This window comes from Micromonospora trifolii, from assembly GCF_050516465.1.
In the GTDB taxonomy this organism is placed as follows: Bacteria; Actinomycetota; Actinomycetes; order Mycobacteriales; family Micromonosporaceae; genus Micromonospora; species Micromonospora trifolii.
This window is the reverse complement of sequence record NZ_CP191526.1, coordinates 6782158-6802472: the sequence shown is the minus strand read 5'-3', so window position 1 is coordinate 6802472 and position 20315 is coordinate 6782158. Positions and strand designations below refer to the sequence as shown.

The following is a 20315-nucleotide window of genomic DNA, read 5'->3' as shown; positions in this document are numbered from 1 at the left end:
TTGTCGCGCCGGCCTGGGAACTGACTCACTGCTGTTCCCCGGAGCCCGTGCCGACGGGCACGGCCGCCGGGGCGGTGGGCAGCACGACCTGCGGTGTGATCGCACGCGGCACGGCGGGGCGCGACGCGGCCGGGCGGGGCACGGGTTGGCTGGCCGCCCGTCCGGGCCGGGGTGGTGCAGCGGCACCGGTGACCGGGACCCGCCCGGTTCGGGAACCCGAGCCCGTCGTCCGGCCGGCGATGCCGGCGGCGGCCGCGAGCTCCGGTGCGTCCGCGCCGAGCCGCCGACGCAGCGTGGCGAGGGCCCGGGACGCCTGGCTCTTCACCGTGCCCGGTGAGATGTCCAGCATCGCGGCGGTCTGCGCCTCCGACATGTCCTCGTAGTAGCGCAGCACCAGCACTGCCCGCTGCCGGTTGGGCAGCTCCCGGAGATGCCGCCAGAGCAGGTCACGGTCCAGTTGCTGCTCGATCTCGTCGACACCGGCCCGCTCGGGCAGCACCTCGGTCGGGCGTTCACCGTGCCAGCGCCGCCGCCACCAACTCGTCGACGTGTTCACCATCACACGTCGGGCGTACGGCTCGACCGCCTCGATACCGCCGAGCCGCTTCCACGCTAGGTAGGTCTTGGTCAGCGCCGTCTGGAGCAGATCCTCGGCCGTGGCCCAGTCTCCGGTGAGCAGATAAGCGGTGCGTAGGAGCGCGGCGGAGCGGGCCGCGACGAACTCGCGGAACTGCTCCTCCAACGAGTCCTTGCTCGCCACCGCCCACCTCCACACCCCTGCCGTCCTGGCAGAGTGCCACGTCAGGGGCGCTCTGGTCCATGACGAAAGGTGCGCACTTGCTCCGATGTTCGGTCGAAAACCTTCACGCCCCGTCGTCGGCCTTGGCCTCGTCGGCCTCCTTGCCGAGCCGCGCCTCGACCGCCTGCGGCTCGTACATCTCCTCAACGACGCGCAGGTAGAGCTCGTTCGGGTTGGGCAGGTTCTTGATCTCGCGGAGCGCCTGCTCCTGGCCGGCGGACTCCAGCACGAAGGTGCCGTAGTTGAGCGCGCGACCGGTCGGGGTCTGCTCGTACTTCATGTCGGTGACCCGGACCAGCGGCATCATCGCCACCTTGCGGGTGACGATGCCGTTGACCACCATGACCCGCTTGTTGGTCAGGATGAACCGGTCATACCACCAGTCGGCGACCTTCCACGCCACCCAGCCCATCACCGCGAACCACAGCAGCACGGCGATGGTGGTCAGCGCGCCGACGTCCTGGCCGGCGAGGAAGCCGGAGAGGTAGCCGAGCACGAAGGTCGCCGCGACGCCGATCAACAGCGGGTTGGTGAGGTGGATCCAGTGTCGCTTCCACTCGCCCCGGTAGCGCTCGGTGGGGAAGAGGTAGCGAGCCACCAGCGAACTGGGCTCGTCTTCCAGTGGCAGCACCCGCCGGGGGGTCGAGCCGGTCGCGTCGGCGCGCAACCCGGCCAGCTCGTCCTCGGAGATCTGCGGCGGCTGGTAGCTGGCCTCCGGATCACGGACCCACCCCCGACCGGAACGACCCTGGCCGGCATAGCCGGGCCCGTCGCCATAGCCGACGTCGTCCGAAAGGGACGGACCGTCGGACAGGCCGGGACCGGCCCCGTAGCCCGGGCCGTCATCAGGCCCGATCCGCGGGATCGGCTCGGTGTCGCGCTCGCGACGTTCCCGGTCGGGGTCGTCCGGGTCGAAGGGTGGTCCGGAGGGGCTGCCCATCGGCGGCTAGGCGACGAGGCTGGTGAAGAAGTCGCCAAACCCCTGGGCGATATCCATGATCCCGCCGCCGAGCGACTTGAACACGTCCGCCGCAGAGTTTGGCCGGTAGGCGACGAAGAAGATCAAGAATGCGATTCCGGCCCAGGTGAGGACCTTCTTGACCATGGCGGGCCATCCTCTCGCGCGGCGCCGGGTCCCATTACCGCAGCGGCACCCAGAGTATCAGTGTGGTGTCGTACAGTGAATATCTGCGTCCGTTCTCCGTCAATCCGGAAGAGTTGTCAAGCTCTACCGGGTAGATACGGGGACGGTGCGCCGTACACGAGCTCGGGCGGAGTCCACTCGGTCAGGTCGTGTAGCACGACGTCTTCCGCGAGCAGGTGACCCGCACTCGCCGGCCAGGCTATCGCATGGAGCCACATTCCCCGAGCCTCGCCGGCGTACGCGCTTCGATCCATTGGTGAATTAACCAACCACAGTGGAGTAGGGTGCCCGCCGACCTTGATCTTCGCCTGTCCGACGTGGTCAGGGTGACCCGACCCCGGGTCGGTCAGCGCGTCCACCAACTCCGGTCCCGGATCCGGGCCGGCCAGACCGGCGATCCGGGTGCCCAGGCCGACACCGGGTTCCTCGGCCACGAAGACCAGATCCGCCGGGCCGCCACCGAGCGGCGCCGGGCCCGCGCAGGCCACCACGGTCGCCCGCACGCCCGTCCGGTCGTCCCCGGCGTACGCCACGCCGGTGAGTGTCCAACCGGGCGGCAGCGGCCACGGGCACCACAACGGCGTCACCGGCGGATCGCCGGTCGCGGTGATCCGTTCCACCACGCTCGCCACGATGTCCGCTCCGATGCGCTCGGGCACGTGCAGCGGCGGCACCGGGCCGCAGCGCACACACCTCGAGTCGGTGTTCATCAGATCCGGCGCCCGTACCGGGCCCCCGCATCTCGGACAACTCACCGCGACACTCACATCCCCACCGTCTCCCCGGAGCGGCGGCACGTCAAGCCGGAACGTCCGATTCGGCACCGTACGTGGGTCAGTCCGGCGGCGTACCGGCGTGCGCACGGATCCAGGCGTGCATGGCGATTCCGCTGGCCACGCCCGCGTTGATCGACCTCGTCGAGCCGTACTGGGCGATGGAGTAGAGCTGGTCGCAGGCAGCACGGGCCGGCGCGGAGAGGCCAGGCCCCTCCTGACCGAACAGCAGCACGCAGTCCCGCGGCAGGGTGCCGGTCTCCAGCGGACGCGACCCGGGCAGGTTGTCGATGCCGAACACCGGCAGCTGCCGCTCGGCCGCCCAGGCGACGAACTCCTCGATCGTCTCGTGGTGCCGTACGTGCTGGTACCGATCGGTCACCATCGCGCCGCGCCGGTTCCACCGTCGCCGTCCGACGATGTGCACCTCGGCGGCGTTGAAGGCGTTGGCGTTGCGCACCACAGTGCCGATGTTGAAGTCGTGCTGCCAGTTCTCGATCGCGACGTGGAAGCCGTGCCGGTGCCGGTCCAGGTCGGCCACGATCGCCTCGTGCCGCCAGTAGCGGTAGCGGTCGACGACGTTGCGCCGGTCCCCCTCCGCCAGCAGCTGCGGGTCGTAACGGGGGTCGTCCGGTGGGTCCCCCGGCCAGGGGCCCACACCCACCTCAAGCTGGTCGTCGGTCACGGTCATCAGAGGGTACGGACCGCGTCGGCACTCGCCGCGACGACCTGCCGGTCAGCCCAGGTCGAGGGCCGCACCGAGCCGGTCCAGGAAGCGCCGGTCCGCCGGGCTGGCCGGTGGGTCCACCCGGCTCGCGCCGGCGCCGGGCACCGCTCGACAGACCCGGGCCGCGACCGACTGCACCCACTGGCGGTACGCGGCCGAGTCGGCGGGGTCGGCCCGTCGCCGGAGGACCCGGCTCGCCGCCCGGCAGGCGGCCAGCAGGTCCACCAGGTCGGTGAGCCGCTCGGCGGGTTGTGGGGCGCCGTCGTGGCGGGCGTAGATCGTGGCGACCACCGCGCGGACCAGGTCGCTGTCGGAGGCTCGGCCCGCGGCCACGGCATCCAGGCCGGTCAGGCTGGCCATCACTCCACGCTCCGTCCGGCCAGGACCGGGTGCCGCGGCGGCCACGAGAACCCGACCGGGCAGGCTGGTGAGCAGATCCCACTCGGCGGCGGAGTAGACAGCGGTGGTCAAGGGTGCGGCTCGGCGGCCGGCAGAGGACGGCTCTCCCGCTACGGAGTGGCTCATCGGAACCTCCGGCGTCAGCATATGGCCTCGAGACGGGAACAGGGCCCCTTCCCCAGCAGACCCGCGGTGAGGAAGGAGCCCCGTGTTCGTCGACGGTCGAGCCCGCCGCGCGACGGTCAGCGCGGCTCGGGGAAGCTGGGCCGCTCCGGATCCACGCCGTCGGGCATCGCAGCGGCCGCGTACTCCCGCTTGGGGACCATGACCTTGCGCCGGAAGACGCAGACCATCGTGCCGTCCTGGTTGTAGCCGCGGGTCTCCACCGACACCACGCCCCGGTCGGGTTTCGAGCCGGACTCACGCTTGTCCAGCACCGTGGTCTCGCCGTAGATGGTGTCGCCGTGGAAGGTCGGCGCGACGTGCCGCAGCGACTCGACCTCCAGGTTGGCGATCGCCTTGCCACTCACATCGGGCACCGACATGCCGAGCAGCAGCGAGTAGATGTAGTTGCCGACCACGACGTTGCGCTTGAACTGGCTGGCTGTCGCGGCGTAGTGCGCGTCCATGTGCAGCGGGTGGTGGTTCATGGTGAGCAGGCAGAAGAGGTGGTCGTCGTACTCGGTGACGGTCTTGCCCGGCCAGTGCCGGTAGACCGCGCCGACCTCGAACTCCTCGTAGTAGCGACCGAACTGCATGCTGGTCCCTTCGACGGGCGGCGATGGAGTTCGGCACAGCATGCCTTACCGATGGTTAAGGCGACCGGCGGGGCGCGACGGCGGCGGAAATGTCACACCGGTCACTCGCCTGGGGGGAGACGCAATGAGCGGCGGGGCCCTCCCCGGCACCCGCCGCCCACGCTCTGATGTGAGGAATTCTGCCCTACGTCTGCGTAGGTTCAACAGAGATCGCGGTCACATTTATCTTTTTGTAACACTACTGTCAGTGACGAGGCGGAGGTTGATCAGCGATCTCCGCAGGCCGGATACCTCCTTGTCAAGGCCCAAGTTACCGATTCGTAGTGCTCAATCGCGTGGATCTCCCTGGAAACGCTCCCATTACGGCAGGTCACGCAAGTGCGTCGTGCACTTGCGTTCCGCAGGTCGGGTGTGAACAGACGCGTGTCGATGACCTGCGGCACCCCCCGGCAGCCCCGAGCACGTTTCGTGCCCCACCGCCCGGGAATTCGATACGGTCAGCCCTGGTTCTACGGGACGTAGATAAACCGCGGTGATCGGAGAGTGCAATGGCAACCGTTGAGCTGACCTCGACGAACTTCGACGAGGTGACCGGCAACGACGGCATCGTCCTGGTCGACTTCTGGGCCGACTGGTGTGGTCCGTGCAAGCGGTTCGCCCCGGTCTACGAGCGCTCCTCGGAGAAGCACCAGAACATCGTCTTCGGCAAGGTCGACACGGAGGCTCAGCAGGAGCTGGGCGCCAAGTTCGACATTCGCTCGATCCCGACGATCATGGCGATCCGTGACGGCGTCATCGTCTTCGCCCAGCCGGGCGCCCTTCCCGAGTCCGCGCTGGAGAACCTGATCGAGCAGGTCGAGGCGCTGGACATGGACGACGTCCGCAAGCAGCTGGCCGAGCACAACCACTGAGTCGTCCCCACGACGACACGCGAGGCCGGGCCCGATGCGGGCCCGGCCTTCGTCGTACCCCCACCAACTCCCGCATGATCACCTGCCTGGTCAGGCCGAACTGGCCGTCGGAGGGACCCGAGGCCGTCGGTACATCCCGTATCGTCACGACCCGATGGAGAACCTGACCACCCGCGGGCGCGTGACCCGGCTGGGCGCGACCGCACTGGGTCTCGTCCTGCTCGTCGTCGGCACCTTCTGGGGCAGCGACGACGACTTCCCGTTCGGCCCGTTCCGGATGTACTCCACCTCCAACCCGCCGAACGCCCCCGCACCCGACACCCGCGTCGAGGGGGTGAACAGCTCCGGGACGGTGATCGACCTCGACCAGAACGCGACAGGTATCCGCCGCGCCGAGATCGAGGGACAGCAGGCCCGATACGCCGCCGACCCGACGCTGCTCACCGAGGTCGCCGACGCGTACGCCGAACGCCACCCGGACGCCCCCGCGCTGGTCGAGGTCCGCATCGTCATCCGCTGGCACGGCATTCGCGCCGGCCGGCCGACCGGCCAGCACACCGACCAGACCGTCGTCCGCTGGCAGGCCACCCGATGAACCGCTGGCTGACCGAGGCCGTACCCCGGGGCCGGGTGGCCGCCTTCCGCACCCTGATCTACCTGTTCGTCGCCGCCGATCTGGTCATCTTCACCCCCTGGGTACGCACCCGGGTCAGCGTGCCCGGCGACCTGTACCAGCCGCTCCTGATCGGCCGCCTGCTCCCACTGCCGACGCCAACCGAGACGCTGGTGACGGTGATCTTCTGGGCGTTGCTGCTGCTCGCCCTCCTCGCCGCCACCGGACGGGCCCCCCGGCTGCTCGGCTGGGCGGTGTGCGCGCTGTACCTGGAGTGGATGATCATCGCGATGAGCTACGGGAAGGTCGACCACGACCGGTTCGGGCTGCTCGTCGCGCTGGCCGTGCTGCCCACCGCCGGTCGCGCCCGACACGGCGACACCACCCGCACCGAGGCCGGCGGCTGGGCGCTACGCGCCACCCAGATCGCGGTGATCTGCACGTACTTCCTGGCCGCCTTCGCCAAGCTGCGCTTCGGCGGTCTGGACTGGCTGACCGGCTCGGTCCTGGCCCGCGCGATCATCCGGCGCGGCACCGACCTGGCGGACCTCATCGCCCAGGTGCCGCACCTGCTGATCGTCGCCCAGTTCGGCATCGTGGCGTTCGAGCTGCTGAGCCCGGTGGTCTTCCTGCTGCCACCCCGCTGGCGACTCGCCATGGTCGGCTTCTTCTACTCGTTCCACGCGGTCACCATCGCGACCATCACGATCTCGTTCGCCCCGCACCTGGCCGCGATGACCAGCTTCCTACCGCTGGAGCGGGTGCGCCCGCTGGTCTGGGCACGCCGGCTGATCGGGCGTGGCCCTTCCGAGGCGGCGACCGACGTCCCTCCGACGGACGCCGACACGGTGCCGTCCGGCCAGGACCCCGTGGGAGCTGGCGTGGAGCGGGCGCTGGACGATCAGGCGCCGGTGGTCGGGCGACCAGCCGGCCCGTAGAGCCGCTCCCGGGCCTCCTGAGGCAGGGAGCAGGCCGCCGTGCCACCGGGAAGTCGGTGCCGGTTGCGCGCCACCCAGCGGTACAACGGCCAGGCCGCGACGCGTACCGGAGGAATCCGCAGGCCGGCGCCGGCCACCCGCCAGAGCGGGCCACTCGCGGCGAGCAGCTTCGCGATGGCGTCCGGACCGGCCGCGCGGGAGCCGTCCGCGCCGACCCACTGCACGGCCTCCTCGCACTCGGCCACTGTGAGGCCGAGCGCGTCCAGGTCGGCGAACTGCCAGGGCACCACCCGTGCGGCGGTGGGGATGCGGCGCTCGATGAACTCCGCACAGCTCGTGCAGAACGCGCAGTCCCCGTCGTAGACGAAGGTCGACGTCTCCATGGCGTCCATCCTCCCCTCTCCGACCACCCGGACGCCCACCGGTGTACGGCGGGTCACTTGCGCTTGCCTCGTACACGTGTTCGAATAATGGCCATGCGCTGGGACAACCTCACCGCTCCCCCGGTCGAGGGAGACCCCGAGCGGGCAGCGCCAGCGACGCCACCCCTGCCGCTGGCGCTGCCCGGCGCCGTCGCCCGCACCTTCGACACTCCCGAGTTCGCCGGGATGACCTTCTACGAGGTGCAGGCCAAGTCCATCCTCAACCGGGTGCCCGGGCAGTCCCGCGTCCCGTTCGAGTGGACGATCAACCCGTACCGAGGCTGTTCTCATGCCTGTGTTTACTGCCTGGGCGCGGAAACCCCGATCCTGATGGCGGACGGTCGCACGAAGCCGATCAGCGAACTGGAGCCGGGTGATCGCATCTACGGGACCGAGCGACGGGGCGCCTACCGCCGATACGTGATCACCACCGTCCTCGACAAGTGGTCCACGGTGAAGCCGGCGTACCGGGTCACCCTGGAGGACGGCACGACCCTCATCGCCAGCGGGGACCACCGGTTCCTCTCTGAACGTGGCTGGAAGTACGTCACCGGGGCCATGCATGGCAACGCCCGACGCCCCTACCTGACCACCAACAACCGCCTGATCGGCACCGGTCGTTTCGCCGTTGGACCCAAGGAGTCACTTGACTACCGCCGGGGCTACCTGTGCGGCATGGTCCGCGGAGACGCGCACCTGGGCACTTTCTCGTACTCGTACGGGACGGTGCACCGGTTCCGGCTGGCGCTGGCCGATGACGAGGCATTGAGCCGCAGTGAGCGGTACCTCGCCCTCGAAGGGATCAAGACGCAGCGTTTCACCTTCGCGCAGGTCAGCACCACGCGACGTGCGATGACCGCCATCCGCACCTCGAAGCAGCGGGACATCGAGACGATCGGTGACCTTATCCGCTGGCCGGTCGAGCCCACCGACGACTGGCGGCTTGGCTTCCTGGCCGGCATCTTCGATGCAGAGGGCAGTTGCAGCAGAGGCGTCCTGCGCATCAGCAACAGCGACGACGCCATCCTCGACCAGACGACCGCAGCACTGCGCCATTTCGGGCTGACCGGCGTGCGAGAAGACCGCGGCCTACCCAACCGTGTGCGGGAGATCAGGCTGACCGGGGGCCTCGCCGCCCGGCTCCGGTTCTTTCACCTGACCGACCCTGCCATCACTCGGAAGCGGTCAATCGAGGGTGGCGCACTGAAGCATCAGGGCGCCCTCCGGGTTGTCGGCATCGAGGCACTCGGGCTGGAGTTGCCGCTCTGGGACATCACCACTGGCACCGGGGACTTCATCGCCAACGGAGTGGTCAGCCACAACTGCTTTGCCCGAAACACTCACACCTATCTCGATCTCGACGCCGGCGCCGACTTCGACCGGAAGGTGATCGTCAAGGTCAACGCCGGTGAGCTGGTCCGGCGGGAGCTGGCCGCGCCGCGCTGGCGGGGCGCGCACGTGGCGATGGGCACCAACGTGGACTGCTACCAGCGCGCCGAGGGTCGTTACCGGCTGATGCCGCAAATCATCGGCGCCTTGCGTGACTTCGCCAACCCGTTCTCGATCCTCACCAAGGGCACGCTGATCCTGCGCGACCTGCCCCTGCTGCGCGAGGCCGCCGAGGTGACCACGGTTGGCATCTCCTTCTCGGTGGGGTTCGTCGACGAGCACCTCTGGCGCACCGTCGAGCCGGGCACACCGCACCCACGCCGCCGACTTGACGCCGTCCGGGCACTCGCCGACGCCGGCTTCTCCGTCGGAGTGCTCATGGCCCCGATCCTGCCCGGCCTCAGCGACAGCGACGAGTCGATCGACGCCACCGTCTCGGCGATCGCCGCCGCCGGTGCGACGAGTGTGACCGCCCTGCCCCTGCACCTGCGTCCCGGTGCCCGGGAGTGGTACGCGCACTGGCTCGCCCGCGAGCACCCACACCTCGTGCCCCGCTACCGCGAGCTCTACCGGGCCGGTGCGTACGCCCCGCAGGCGTACCAGCGGGAGTTGACCGCGCGGGTGCGGATCGCCGCCCGCCGGCACGGGCTGCACCGCGGGGAGCGGGGCGACAACCGCAACCTGCCCGAGCCGCCGCCACCGGCGGCGGCCGAGCAGCTGACGCTGCTGTAGGGCGTGTTTCAGAAGAACTGGCCGGCCTGCGGCGGGCCCAGGCGACGACCGGCGGCGTTGCGGTTTCGTCCGGATACAGCACCGGTATCCGAACCAAAACCGCGCCTTGCCGGACCGCCGCCTGGACTCCGCCTCGGCTCGACCGCCCTTCTGAAACACGCCCTAGTCGGCGCTACAGTCGGCGGGTGCGTACCGCTCAGCAGATCCTCGCCGACTCCGCCGTGATCGCCGTCGTGGGCGCGTCCCGCGACCCGTTCAAGGCCGCGCACGGCGTGCCGTTGCAGATGCAGCAGTACGGCTGGCGCATCATCCCGGTCAACCCGACGGTCGACGAGCTGTTCGGGGAACGGGCCTACAAGACGCTCGCCGACATTCCGCACCCCGTCGACCTGGTGGACGTGTTTCGACCGGCGGCCGACGCCGTGCAGGTGGTCCGGGACGCGGCGGCGATCGGCGCCCCTGCGGTCTGGCTCCAGCTGGGCATCGTCTCGGCCGAGGCACGGCGGATCGCCGAGGAGGCCGGCATGGACTACGTCGAAGATCGCTGCCTCATCGTCGAACGCGCCGCCGCCAACCTGACCCGCCTGACCTGACCCACCTGGGGTCAGAGCTTGTACTCCTTGAGGAGACCTCGGGAGATGATGGTCTTCTGAATCTCCGAGGTGCCCTCGCCGATGAGCAGGAACGGGGCCTCTCGCATCAGCCGCTCGATCTCGTACTCCTTGGAGTAGCCGTAGCCGCCGTGGATGCGGAACGCCTCCTGGACGACCTCGGCGCAGTATTCCGAGGCGAGCAGCTTGGCCATCCCGGCCTCGACGTCGTTGCGCTGGCCCGCGTCCTTGAGCCGGGCGGCGTTGACCATGAGGGCGTGCGCGGCCTCGATCTTCGTGCCCATCTCGGCGAGCTTGAAGGCGATCGCCTGGTGCTTGGCGAGGGGCTGGCCGAAGGTCTTGCGCTGTTGGGCGTAGCTCACCGCCAGCTCGAAGGCGCGGATGGAGATGCCGCAGGCGCGGGCGGCCACGTTGACCCGGCCCACCTCGATGCCGTCCATCATCTGGTAGAAGCCGCGACCCACCTGGTCGGCGCCGCCGAGGATCGCGGAGTCGGGCACTGTCACGCCGTCGAGCACCATCTCGGTGGTCTCGACGCCCTTGTAACCCATCTTCTCGATCTTGCCGGGGATGGTGAGGCCGGGGGCGGTCTCGCCGAAGCCCGGCTCCTTCTCGAGCAGGAAGGTGCTCATGTTGCCGTAGACGGACTCGGCGCCGGTGTCGGTCTTGACCAGGGTGGCGACCACCGAGGAGTACGCCCCGTTGGTGAGCCACATCTTCTGCCCGTTGAGCACGAAGCGGTCGCCGTCACGGACGGCCCGGGACTTGATCGCGGAGACGTCGGAGCCGGTCTCGGGCTCGGACATGGAGAACGCGCCGCGCACCTCGCCGGTGGCCATCTTCGGCAGCAGCCGGGCCTTCTGCTCGACGGAGCCGTGCTGGGAGATCAGGTACGCCACGATGAAGTGGGTGTTGACGATGCCGGAGATCGACATCCAGCCTCGGGACAACTGCTCCACCACCAGCGCGTAGGTGAGCAGTGATTCGCCGAGGCCGCCGTACTCCTCGTCGATGGTGAGGCCGAACAGCCCCATCTCGCGCATGCCGTCGAGGATGTCGGTGGGGTACTCGTCGGCGTGCTCCAGCCGCTGCGCGTGCGGGATGATCTCCTTGTCGGCGAAGTCCCGAACGGTCTCCAGGATCGACTGTTGCACATCGGTCAGGCCGGGCGTCTGGGCGAGTCGGGCCATCTCAGCCTCCGGGGATCCGCGCACTACTCATGGGTAACTGAACGCTGGGTCAGTATCGGCCCCTCGGGTCGGCGAGGCCAAGGTGACCAGTCCACACAACCGCTGTGAAAAGGTTCACCGCTGCGGGTAGCGTCCGGCAAGAGGGACTTTTCCGGCACCGGCAGGAGGAGGACAGCTGTGAGCTACCCGCCGCCGTCGGGACCGCCCGAGGACGAGCCACCGCCGTCACCCTACGAGCCACCGAAGGACCAGTCGCCGTACGCGCCACCGCCGGCCGGCCAGCCGCCGTACGCGCCGCAGCCGGACCAGCCGGCGTACGAACTGCCAGCGGAACGCTCACCGTACGGGCCACCGGCGGGCGAACCGTCGCCGTACGGCCACCAGGGGCCGCAGCAGTCGGCGCACTGGAGCCAGCAACCGCCGTACCCTCCGCAGGGCCCCTACGCCCAGTACGGCCCACCGCCGTCCGCGCCGGGTCGGGGCACCAACGTGCTGGCGATCCTGTCGCTGGTGTTCGCCTTCGTCTTTCCGCCGGCAGGCGCCGTCCTCGGCCACGTGGCCAAGCGGCAGATCCGCACCAGCGGCGAGGAGGGCGACCAGCTCGCGACCTGGGGGCTGATCCTGGGCTACGTCTTCACCGGGCTCACCGTGCTGGCCTGCTGTGGCTGGCTGGCGCTGGTGGCCTTCAGCAACAACGGCGACAGCGGCGGCTACTGACGAACCGGGGCGGCGCGGACCGTCGCGGTCAGCGGAAGCGGGCCTCACGGACGCTGTTGCCGCCGTCCACCACCAGCATCTGCCCGGTGATGTACGAGGCGGCCGGCGAGCAGAGGAAGCTGATCGCGGCGGCGACCTCGTCCGGCGTGCCCGGTCGCCCCACCGGGGTGCCCAACCCCTGCTTGATCTCGGCCATCGTGGACGCCGCGGTGTAGATGGTGCCGGGCGCCACCGCGTTGACGGTCACGCCGTCGGCGATCATCTCCATGGCCAGGGCCCGGGTCAGCCCGACGACCCCGGCCTTCGCCGCGGCGTACGCGGCCTCGGTGGGCAGGGCGTTGACCGGGCCGGCCGTGGCCGACAGGTTGACGATCCGACCCCAGCCCCGTTCGGCCATCCCCCCGATGAACGCCCGGCTGCACAAGAACGCTGTGGAGAGGTTGCGGTCGATCTCACCGCGCCACTCGTCGTAGGTCAGCTGCGCTACCGGCCGCAGCACCCCCTGGCTGGCGCGACTGGCCAGGCCGGCGTTGTTGACCAGCACCTCGACGTCGCCCAACTGCTCGGCGACCGCGTCGGCCAACGCGCCGACCTCGGACTCGTCGGTCAGGTCGGCGACGAAGCCGGTCACGCCCAGCTCGGTCGCCCGCTCGTGGATGCGTCGGGTGGTGGAGACGATGGCCACCCGCGCGCCCAGGTCGGCGAGTCGCCGGGCGGTGGCGTACCCGATGCCGTCCGGGCTGCCCGCCCCGGTGACCAGGGCGACCCGCCCGTCGAGGCGCATGGTGACCGGGTCGGTGAGCGCAACCGGCTCGTCGGGGCCGGGGCTGCCCGCCGGGGCGGCCGTCCGGGCGCGCCGGGCCGCACCCGGGCGGCTGACGTCCCGTCGGGGTCGACTGCCGGAGCGGTCCGCGGCGCGCGCGTCGTATGCCATGTCAGGGATCCTGCCCGTTACGACCGGCCCGAGCAACGCGGCACCCGGAAGCAGGGGCGTCGGGTTTGGGCGGCGCTGGCTACCCTGTCTCCGCACCCCAACCTGACGGAGAGTTCGCATGACCAATCCCCCGCCGCCCGGCAACTGGAGCGATCCCACGTGGTCGGCCCAGCCGTCGAGCCCCACACCGGATCCGACCCTGGTGGCCGGTCAGCCGGTGCCCGCGCAACCTGGCCCGGTCGACCCGTACGCCCCCGACCCGTACGCCCCGAACCCGTACGCCCCGGTCGACCCGTATGCCGGCGCGAAGCAGCCAGCGACCCAGCCGATGCCCGGATACGCCCCGCCCGGTTATCCGCCGCAGTACCCCGGCTACGGCTACCCGCAGCCGCCGAAGACCAACGGGATGGCCATCGCGGCGTTCGTGCTGGCCCTGATCGGTTTCACGTCCTGCATCACCGCGCCGATCGGCGCGATCCTCGGGCACGTGGCGCAGAAGCAGATCCGGCTCAGCGGCGAGGGCGGCGCGGGGATGGCGAAGGCCGCCATCATCGTCGGCTGGATTCTCACCGGGTTCCTGGTGTTGGTGATCGCCATCTACGCCGCCGCGATCATCTACGCGATCGCGACGAGCGACAACACCAGCAGCAGCAGTAGCTACTGACCGGCGGACGGGCCGGCGTACCACCGATTGTCGGGCCGGACCGACAGCCGGCGGCGGTCGTCCCGGCCCGGCCGGTCACTGCGCCGGTGGGGTGAACGACGAGGTACGACTCATCCCGGCGGCCCGGCCCTTGGCGGCGACCACCAGCGCCATCTTGCGGGACGCTTCGTCGATCATCTCGTCGCCGAGCATCACGGCGCCGAGCCGGCCGCCGGCCTCGGAGGTGTAGTGCTCGTACGCGTCGAGGATCAACTCGGCGTGGTCGTAGTCGGCCTGCGCCGGCTGGTAGACCTCGTTGGCGGCGTCGATCTGGCCCGGGTGCAGCACCCACTTGCCGTCGAAGCCCAGCGCGGCCGAGCGCTTGGCCACCTCGCGGAACGCGTCGACGTCGCGGATCTGCAGGAACGGGCCGTCGATGGCCTGCTTGTCGTGCATTCGCGCGGCCATCAGGATCCGCATCAGGATGTAGTGGTACGGGTCGCCCGGGTAGTCCGGGATCAGGCCGCCGACCACCATCGACTTCATGTTGATCGACGCCATGAAGTCGGCCGGGCCGAAGATGATGGTCTCCACGCGCGGCGAGGCGGCGGCGATCGCGTCCACGTTGACCAGACCGGCGGCGTTCTCGATCTGCGCCTCGATGCCGATCCGACCGACCTCCAGGCCGATCGTCTTCTCGATCTGGGTGAGCGTCAGGTCCAGCCACTGCACCTGGGCGGCGGTCTGCACCTTCGGCAGCATGATGCAGTCCAGGTTGGCGCCGGCACCCTCGACGACCTCGATGACGTCCCGGTAGGTCCACGGGGTGGTCAGGTCGTTGACCCGGACCACCCGGGTCTTGCCGGCCCAGTCACCCTCGTTGAGGGCGGCCACGATGTTCTTCCGCGCGTCCGGCTTGGCCAGTGGGGCGACGGCGTCCTCCAGGTCGAGGAAGACCTGGTCGGCCGGGAGCCCCTGGGCCTTGCCGAGCATCTTCACGCTGGAACCCGGCACGGCGAGGCAGGACCTGCGGGGGCGACCGACTGCGGCCATGGATGCGCTCCTTCCAGCGTCCGGCGGGCATGCCGACGCCACCTGACGACAGATCCGAAACCTTAACGATCCCAAAGGGCGTTGTGACGCCACGGTAACCTCGCGCCATGACCGGGGTGAATGGACCTGTGGAAGATCTCACTGGGCGTCGACTGGTGGTGGTGACCGGGGCCAGCTCCGGCATCGGGCTGGCCGCCGCCGTGCACCTGGCCTGCCGGGGCGACCAGGTGGTGCTGGTCGGGCGGGACCCGGCCCGCCTACAGGCCGCAGCCGAACGGGTACGGGAGAACTCCGGTGAACGTCCGGAGCTGTTCCGGGCCGACTTCGCGATTCTCGACGACGTACGTCGACTGGCCGAGCAGCTCCGGTCCGCGTACGACCGGATCGACGTGCTCGCCAACAACGCCGGCGCGATCGCGCTGCAACCGCTGAGCACGGTCGACGGTTTCGAGATGTCGATCCAGGCCAACCACCTGGCGCCGTTCCTGCTGACCAACCTGCTCGCCGACCGGGTGGGCCGGGTCGTGGTGACCGCCTCCGGTGCGCACCGCTTCGGCGCACTCGACCCGGACGACCTCAACAAGCCACTGCGTGGCTACCGGCCGATGGGCGCGTACGGCACCAGCAAGCAGGCGAACGTCCTCTTCACCGCCGAGGCGGCCCGGCGCTGGCCGCACGTTGCCGCGTACAGCTTCCACCCCGGGGTGGTCCGTACCCGGTTCGCCAACGACAGCAGGCTGGTCGCGTTCGGCATGCGGTTCATGCCGTTCCGTAGCCCGGAGAAGGGCGCCGAGACCCTGGTCTGGTTGGCCAACCAGGAGCGTTCCCGGCTGATCAACGGGGGTTACTACGTCGATCGTCGGCCGCGTCGGCCGCTCCGGAAGGCGGCCGACCCGCAGCTCGCCGCCCGGCTGTGGGCGGCGAGCGCCAAGGCCGTCGGTCTCGATGACTGACCGGGCCGGTGTGCTGACACTCGTCGCGATCGTCGAGTTCGCCGTCGGGGCCGAGGCCGCCGGGCAGCGCTACGAGGATGCCGTGCTGGCCCTGCTCGAACGGCACGGCGGTCGGTTGGAGCGGCGACTGCGCGGCACCGACGGGCAGGCCGAGGTACACGTGATCCGGTTCGACGGGCGGTCCGGCTACGAGTCGTTCCTCGCCGACCCGGACCGGGCTGCCCTGCGTACCGCCCTCGGCGAAGGCGCGCCGACGACCCGGGTCATCGAGGTGCACGAGGGCTAGCCGCCGCGCACGCGCCGGTACGGCCGTCGAGCGCGCCAGCGTTGCAGCCACGCCAGCACCGGCAGCGCGACGAGGACCGCCAGGACGAACCCCACCGCGAGCGCCCAGAACGGCAGCGGCCCGTAGTCCGGGCGACCGGATTCGCGTACCGCCCCGTCGATGGCGAGGTCGGCCGCGACCGACAACTCGGTAACTCCCGCCGGGGTGCGGAAAAGCACCTCCGGCGCGGTCGCGCCCCGGCGCAGCACTACGACTTCCACCGCCTCGGTTCCGGGCTCGTGGAACGGCCCCCAGGCCACGTCGTGGTCGTCCGGGCCGTCCACCGCCGCCGGACCCGGCACACCGACCAAGGCGACCGCCTCGTCCGCCGAGCGCCAACCGAGCAGTTGCACGAACGTGCGGGAGGGCAGCGGGGGGAACGCCGCACCGGCCACCGGCGCCCCGTCGAGGGTGGACCGCAACGCCAGCGTCCAGGTGCGCCGATAGGACGGCACCGGGCAGTCGGCGCAGGTGGACCGGTCCAGGACCGCCACCGTTCGACCGTCCGGCAGCCAGGACCCGGCCCCGGCGAGCCGGCCGCCGGCGAGCGGCAACTTCCGGTACGGCTCGGCGACCCGCTCGGCGCCCGCGTCGGCCACCCGGGTGAGCCAGACCTCGTCGCGGACCTGGAGGGCCAGCTCCCCGCCGTCGGGCGAGAGCGCGGCCGTGCGTCCGGGCGGAACCCAGGCAGTGCCGACCCGCACCCGCAGCACGTCCGCCCCTCGTTCCCGGTCGTAGACACCGACGTGCGGGGTGCCGTAGCTGTTCGGCGGGGTGAACGTCGTGTCGTCCTCGGCGTAGACGAGACGCTCCCCGTTCGGCGCGAAGGCGAGCGGGTAGCCGCCCGTGCGATCCGGGGTGAGCTTCCCGGTCCGCAGGTCGAGCAGTGTCGTACCGATCGAGGCGTACCGGCCGTCCGGGGACAGCATCGCCTCGAAGCCCGCGACGGCCGAACCGGCGTCCAGCACCCGGTAGCGGTCGGCGTCCGCGGCGAGCACCCCCATCCGGGTCTCGAACCAGTCGGTGCGCACGGCCGGACCGCCGAAGAGCATCGCCGCCGAGCCAGGTGCCGAGGCCCGCACCGAGGCGGTTCGCAGCGGCGGGTCGACGAGTCGGGTGGGCAGGCCAGGGGCGTCGTGCCGCGGGCCGGCGGGGATCGGCAGGGCGACCGGATGCAGCGCGTACCCGGTGCCCAGGAGCAGGATCAGGACGGCGAGCGCGCCGGCGACGGCGGCCCGGCGACGGCGGTGCCGGGTCCGCGCCGCGTCGAAGAACCCCTCCGGTACGCGCGCGGGCGGCACGTCGTCGGCGAGGCGGCGCAGCGCCGCGGACAACCGGGCGGTCACCGGGCCACCTCCTGCGGATCACGGCCGACAAGTTCGGCCAGTTCGGGGGCGAGGACGCGGAGTCGGCCGAGGGCATGGCGAGTCTGACTCTTCACGGTGCCGACCCGGCAGCCGAGCAGTTCCGCCGTCTCCGTCTCGGTGCGGTCCTCGTAGTAACGCAACACGAGGACCGCGCGCTGCCGCACGGTCAGCCGGGCCAACGCCGCCGACAGGACCAGCCGCAGATCGTGGTCGTCACCCGGGCCGGATCGTTCCGGCAGCGCCCCGCCCAGCCGCTCCGCCGGGCGAGCCCGCCGCCAGCGCCACCAGCTGGCGGCCTGGGTGCAGAGCACCCGACGCAGATAGGCGGGTGGGTCCTCGATCCGCTCCCAGCGCACCGCGACGCGGGCCAGCGCCACCTGGACCAGGTCCTCCGCGTGGTGCCGGTCCCCGGTCAGCAGGTACGCGAACCGGGTCAGCCCGGCGGTCTCGGCCCGGACGAAATCGGCGAAGCCGTCCCGGGCGCGGTCCTCAGTCGTCAACGGATCGCCCTCCTCACCCGGACAGACGCCGGGCGGGCCCGCCGCGGAGGGAACCAGTGTCCATGTTCCTCAGGTCGTGGCAGCACAGTGTCGGGCGATCAGTCGGCCAGTGGGGTCGGGTCGGCCGGCAGGGCGGTGGGTTCGCTCCGCCGGCCACCGAGCACCACCACCGCCACGCCGGCCAGCAGCAACGCCATGCCGAGCAGCGCGTACGGGCGGGGCAGCTGACCCAGCCAGGCCCAGCCGAGCAGGGCCGCGCCGGGCGCCTCCAGCAGGATCAGCACGCTCACAGTGGTCGCGGGGATCTTCCGCAGGGCGTAGTTGAACATCGAGTGCCCGAGCAGTTGGGCGCCGGCCACCAGAGCCAGGATCGCCAGCCAGGTACGCCCGTCGAAGCCGGTCAGCCGTACGCCGCCGACCAGGCACAGGGCCAGCAGGATCAGCGCGCAGATCCCGTAGCAGATGGTGGTGTAGGTGGTGGTGCTGATGCTGACCCGGGCCCGTTCCCCGAAGGCGGTGTAGACGGCGGCGAACATGGCGCCGATCAGCGCCAGCACGTCACCGAGGACGGCCCGGCCGGAGACTCCCACGTCCACCCCGGTGGCGACCGCCGCGCCGCCGACCGCCACCGCGATGCCGATCCACACCACCCGGGGCAGCGGGCGCCCCTGGGCGCGGGCGATCAGCCCCTGCCAGACCGGTTGGGTGGCGACCAGGGCGGTGGACGTGGCGACCGAGGTGAGCTGGGCGCTCGGCACCCAGGTCGCGAAGTGCCCGGCCAGGGCGACCCCGGACAGAACGCAGAACAGGCCCTCCCGCCGGCCCGCGCCCACTGTCAGTCTGCGGAACTCGGCACGCCGTCGGGCCAGCGCGAAGGGGCTCAGCACGGCCACCGCGAGCAGGTTGCGCCAGAACGCGATGGCCAGCGCGGGGGCGGCGGCGTACGCGATCAGCGGCGCGGACGACGACACGGCGACCACTGCCAGCCCGACCGCGCCGGTGGTCAGCGGGTCCAGGGACGGCCGGGGTGAAGGTGGGGGCACGGGACGTAATCCTCACACGTATGACGGTCAGCACGGAGGGTCATCACTCCGTTACGATCACGCGGGTTCGCGCCAGCGACCCTCGACCGCCCGGAGGCGCTCCCCTCATGCCCAGCTACCGGGCGGTGCTGTTCGACTTCTTCGGCACCCTGACCCGTTCGGTACAACGCGGTGTCGCGCACGTCGGCACCGCCGAACTGCTCGGGTGTCCCACCGAGATCTTGACCGAGGTGCTGAACCGCACCTACTACGAGCGGGCCAGCGGCCGGCTCGGCGACGCGGAGGCGACCCTGCGCTGGGTGTGCGCCCAGGCCGGCGTGCACCCCAGCGACCAGGCGGTACGGGCGGCGGTGGCGTCCCGGCACCGGGCGGTCCGCGCCGACACCTGGCTACGGGCCGACGCGGTGCCGGTACTGGCGGCCCTGCGCCAGCGCGGCCTGCGCACCGGCGTGATCAGCGACTGTACGCACGAACTGCCGGCCTTCCTGCCGCAACTCGCGGTCGCCCCCCTGCTCGACGTACGGGTCTTCTCGGTGCAGGTCGGGCGGTGCAAACCGGACCCGACGCTCTACCTGACGGCCTGCCACCGGCTCGGGCTCGCGCCGGGCGACTGCCTCTACGTCGGTGACGGCGGCAGCCAGGAGTTGACCGGCGCCGAGCGGGCCGGGATGACCGCCGTCCGGCTCGCCGCATCGGATCTGGCCACGCACATGGTGTTCAACGCCGACCGGGACTGGCGCGGCCCCACCCTCGGCACCCTGGGCGAGGTGCTCGCCCTCGTCGACGCCGACGCCGCGGTGGCGGGCGTCGGCGGTCGGGCCGGCTGATCAACCGATCAGCGGCGGCGGACCCGGTGCAGCCGGAACGGCTTGCGGGTGGCCCGGACCGCGGGAGTCGCCCGGGGTGGCTCGGCCTGCGCGTCGGCCGGCAACTCCGCTCCGGCCAGCGGCGCACCAGCCGGGGCGAGCCGGTTCACCGCGCATCCGTCGGTGGCCCACCGGGCCACCAGGTCGGCGGTCGGACCGGGCGCGTTGAGGCGCTTCGCGGCCACCAGCGGCGCGGTGACGTCCCACGCCTCGGTGCCCGGCTGCAACCGGCTCACCCGGGCCGGCCAGGTGACGATCCGACCGCCGTGGTCGCCGCGCAGGGTGACCTGGGCCTCGGTCGCGTCGGCCAGACCCGGTGCGGCCTGCTCGCCCGGCCCGCTGACCACCAGCAGCGCGCCTTCCAGCGGGGCACACCAGAGCGCGAGCGCCGGTCCGCCGGCAACGCTGACCCAGGCCACGGCGGCCTTCTTCATCGCCTCGTCGACCAGTGGGGTGCCCCCGGGGGCGTCCTCGTCCGTCACACCCGCATCCTCCCGCATCGGCGCCT

General features: G+C 71.1%; 25 protein-coding genes. 10 read left to right on the top strand and 15 right to left on the bottom strand.

Translation table 11 applies throughout. From position 1 onward, the window contains the following. Positions 1 to 25: 25 nt before the first annotated feature. From ACQRWP_RS31750 to ACQRWP_RS31720, 7 genes are all read right to left on the bottom strand, one after another. Positions 26 to 760 carry a SigE family RNA polymerase sigma factor gene (locus ACQRWP_RS31750; RefSeq protein ID WP_430499869.1) on the bottom strand — a complete coding sequence of 245 codons (735 nt, stop codon included), beginning with the start codon at positions 758 to 760 and terminating at the stop codon, positions 26 to 28. Positions 761 to 863: 103 nt separating this feature from the next. After that, the gene (locus tag ACQRWP_RS31745) at positions 864 to 1739 is read right to left on the bottom strand and encodes a PH domain-containing protein (protein WP_210781838.1); all 876 of its coding nucleotides are present in this window, start codon (positions 1737 to 1739) and stop codon (positions 864 to 866) included. Positions 1740 to 1745: 6 nt separating this feature from the next. After that, a complete protein-coding gene (locus ACQRWP_RS31740) occupies positions 1746 to 1904 on the bottom strand; it encodes a hypothetical protein (RefSeq protein ID WP_007455302.1) in 159 nt (52 codons plus the stop codon). 116 nt (positions 1905 to 2020) lie between these two features. Then, positions 2021 to 2698: a DUF6758 family protein gene (locus tag ACQRWP_RS31735; protein WP_430503350.1), complete on the bottom strand. Its 678-nt coding sequence runs from the start codon at positions 2696 to 2698 to the stop codon at positions 2021 to 2023. A gap of 79 nt (positions 2699 to 2777) precedes the next feature. Continuing rightward, complete coding sequence (locus ACQRWP_RS31730; protein ID WP_091397287.1) at positions 2778 to 3401, bottom strand: TrmH family RNA methyltransferase; 624 nt, start codon at positions 3399 to 3401, stop codon at positions 2778 to 2780. A 51-nt stretch (positions 3402 to 3452) separates the two neighbouring features. After that, positions 3453 to 3989 carry a hypothetical protein gene (locus ACQRWP_RS31725; protein WP_430499868.1) on the bottom strand — a complete coding sequence of 179 codons (537 nt, stop codon included), beginning with the start codon at positions 3987 to 3989 and terminating at the stop codon, positions 3453 to 3455. A 95-nt stretch (positions 3990 to 4084) separates the two neighbouring features. After that, positions 4085 to 4600, bottom strand: a complete 516-nt coding sequence (locus ACQRWP_RS31720; RefSeq protein ID WP_430499867.1) for a MaoC family dehydratase — start codon at positions 4598 to 4600, stop codon at positions 4085 to 4087. Between the two features lie 548 nt (positions 4601 to 5148). Here ACQRWP_RS31720 and trxA point away from each other — a divergent pair. From trxA to ACQRWP_RS31705, 3 genes are all read left to right on the top strand, one after another. Then, complete coding sequence (gene trxA / locus ACQRWP_RS31715; protein WP_007455291.1) at positions 5149 to 5511, top strand: thioredoxin; 363 nt, start codon at positions 5149 to 5151, stop codon at positions 5509 to 5511. 154 nt (positions 5512 to 5665) lie between these two features. Further along, positions 5666 to 6106: a hypothetical protein gene (locus ACQRWP_RS31710; RefSeq protein WP_430499866.1), complete on the top strand. Its 441-nt coding sequence runs from the start codon at positions 5666 to 5668 to the stop codon at positions 6104 to 6106. Further along, the gene (locus ACQRWP_RS31705; RefSeq protein ID WP_430499865.1) at positions 6103 to 7062 is read left to right on the top strand and encodes an MFS transporter permease; all 960 of its coding nucleotides are present in this window, start codon (positions 6103 to 6105) and stop codon (positions 7060 to 7062) included. Before ACQRWP_RS31710 ends, ACQRWP_RS31705 begins: the two co-directional genes overlap by 4 nt. Here the strand turns inward: ACQRWP_RS31705 and ACQRWP_RS31700 are convergent. Next, positions 7026 to 7445 (bottom strand): thiol-disulfide oxidoreductase DCC family protein, encoded by a 420-nt coding sequence (locus ACQRWP_RS31700; protein WP_109819716.1) that lies wholly within the window; start codon positions 7443 to 7445, stop codon positions 7026 to 7028. The two genes, ACQRWP_RS31705 and ACQRWP_RS31700, sit on opposite strands and share 37 nt — an antisense overlap. Positions 7446 to 7532: 87 nt before the next feature. On the opposite strand from ACQRWP_RS31700, the gene ACQRWP_RS31695 reads away from it, so the two are divergent. Continuing rightward, positions 7533 to 9605 carry an intein-containing Rv2578c family radical SAM protein gene (locus ACQRWP_RS31695; protein ID WP_430499864.1) on the top strand — a complete coding sequence of 691 codons (2073 nt, stop codon included), beginning with the start codon at positions 7533 to 7535 and terminating at the stop codon, positions 9603 to 9605. 185 nt (positions 9606 to 9790) lie between these two features. Continuing rightward, entirely contained in the window at positions 9791 to 10198 is a 408-nt protein-coding gene (locus tag ACQRWP_RS31690) for a CoA-binding protein (protein WP_124819981.1), read from the top strand. An 11-nt stretch (positions 10199 to 10209) separates the two neighbouring features. Here the strand turns inward: ACQRWP_RS31690 and ACQRWP_RS31685 are convergent, their stop codons facing one another. Further along, the gene (locus ACQRWP_RS31685; protein ID WP_430499863.1) at positions 10210 to 11406 is read right to left on the bottom strand and encodes an acyl-CoA dehydrogenase family protein; all 1197 of its coding nucleotides are present in this window, start codon (positions 11404 to 11406) and stop codon (positions 10210 to 10212) included. A gap of 177 nt (positions 11407 to 11583) precedes the next feature. Between ACQRWP_RS31685 and ACQRWP_RS31680 the strand changes: the two genes are divergently transcribed. Beyond that, positions 11584 to 12123, top strand: coding sequence for a DUF4190 domain-containing protein (locus ACQRWP_RS31680; RefSeq protein ID WP_430499862.1), 540 nt, complete (start codon positions 11584 to 11586; stop codon positions 12121 to 12123). Between the two features lie 28 nt (positions 12124 to 12151). Here ACQRWP_RS31680 and ACQRWP_RS31675 read toward each other — a convergent pair whose 3' ends face one another. Next, positions 12152 to 13057, bottom strand: a complete 906-nt coding sequence (locus ACQRWP_RS31675) for an SDR family NAD(P)-dependent oxidoreductase (RefSeq protein WP_210781830.1) — start codon at positions 13055 to 13057, stop codon at positions 12152 to 12154. A 118-nt stretch (positions 13058 to 13175) separates the two neighbouring features. Between ACQRWP_RS31675 and ACQRWP_RS31670 the strand changes: the two genes are divergently transcribed. Beyond that, complete coding sequence (locus tag ACQRWP_RS31670; protein WP_430499861.1) at positions 13176 to 13721, top strand: DUF4190 domain-containing protein; 546 nt, start codon at positions 13176 to 13178, stop codon at positions 13719 to 13721. A 75-nt stretch (positions 13722 to 13796) separates the two neighbouring features. Here ACQRWP_RS31670 and ACQRWP_RS31665 read toward each other — a convergent pair whose 3' ends face one another. Beyond that, positions 13797 to 14753 carry an HpcH/HpaI aldolase/citrate lyase family protein gene (locus ACQRWP_RS31665; protein ID WP_091394764.1) on the bottom strand — a complete coding sequence of 319 codons (957 nt, stop codon included), beginning with the start codon at positions 14751 to 14753 and terminating at the stop codon, positions 13797 to 13799. Positions 14754 to 14881: 128 nt separating this feature from the next. On the opposite strand from ACQRWP_RS31665, the gene ACQRWP_RS31660 reads away from it, so the two are divergent. Continuing rightward, positions 14882 to 15706, top strand: coding sequence for an SDR family NAD(P)-dependent oxidoreductase (locus tag ACQRWP_RS31660; protein WP_430503349.1), 825 nt, complete (start codon positions 14882 to 14884; stop codon positions 15704 to 15706). Continuing rightward, positions 15699 to 15992 (top strand): hypothetical protein, encoded by a 294-nt coding sequence (locus tag ACQRWP_RS31655; RefSeq protein ID WP_430499860.1) that lies wholly within the window; start codon positions 15699 to 15701, stop codon positions 15990 to 15992. The genes ACQRWP_RS31660 and ACQRWP_RS31655 overlap by 8 nt, the downstream gene beginning before the upstream one ends. On the opposite strand, the gene ACQRWP_RS31650 is transcribed toward ACQRWP_RS31655, so the two are convergent. The 3 genes from ACQRWP_RS31650 to ACQRWP_RS31640 form a co-directional block, all read right to left on the bottom strand. Continuing rightward, positions 15989 to 17377, bottom strand: a complete 1389-nt coding sequence (locus ACQRWP_RS31650; protein WP_430499859.1) for a hypothetical protein — start codon at positions 17375 to 17377, stop codon at positions 15989 to 15991. The two genes, ACQRWP_RS31655 and ACQRWP_RS31650, sit on opposite strands and share 4 nt — an antisense overlap. After that, positions 17374 to 17898, bottom strand: coding sequence for a SigE family RNA polymerase sigma factor (locus ACQRWP_RS31645; RefSeq protein ID WP_430499858.1), 525 nt, complete (start codon positions 17896 to 17898; stop codon positions 17374 to 17376). The genes ACQRWP_RS31650 and ACQRWP_RS31645 overlap by 4 nt, the downstream gene beginning before the upstream one ends. Before the next feature lie 98 nt (positions 17899 to 17996). Beyond that, on the bottom strand, positions 17997 to 18941 hold the full coding sequence (locus ACQRWP_RS31640) for a DMT family transporter (protein ID WP_430499857.1): 945 nt from the start codon (positions 18939 to 18941) through the stop codon (positions 17997 to 17999). A gap of 107 nt (positions 18942 to 19048) precedes the next feature. Here ACQRWP_RS31640 and ACQRWP_RS31635 point away from each other — a divergent pair, with 107 nt between their 5' ends. Continuing rightward, positions 19049 to 19768, top strand: coding sequence for an HAD family hydrolase (locus ACQRWP_RS31635; RefSeq protein ID WP_430499856.1), 720 nt, complete (start codon positions 19049 to 19051; stop codon positions 19766 to 19768). An 8-nt stretch (positions 19769 to 19776) separates the two neighbouring features. On the opposite strand, the gene ACQRWP_RS31630 is transcribed toward ACQRWP_RS31635, so the two are convergent. Further along, complete coding sequence (locus ACQRWP_RS31630) at positions 19777 to 20307, bottom strand: hypothetical protein (protein ID WP_430499855.1); 531 nt, start codon at positions 20305 to 20307, stop codon at positions 19777 to 19779. Positions 20308 to 20315: the final 8 nt, after the last annotated feature.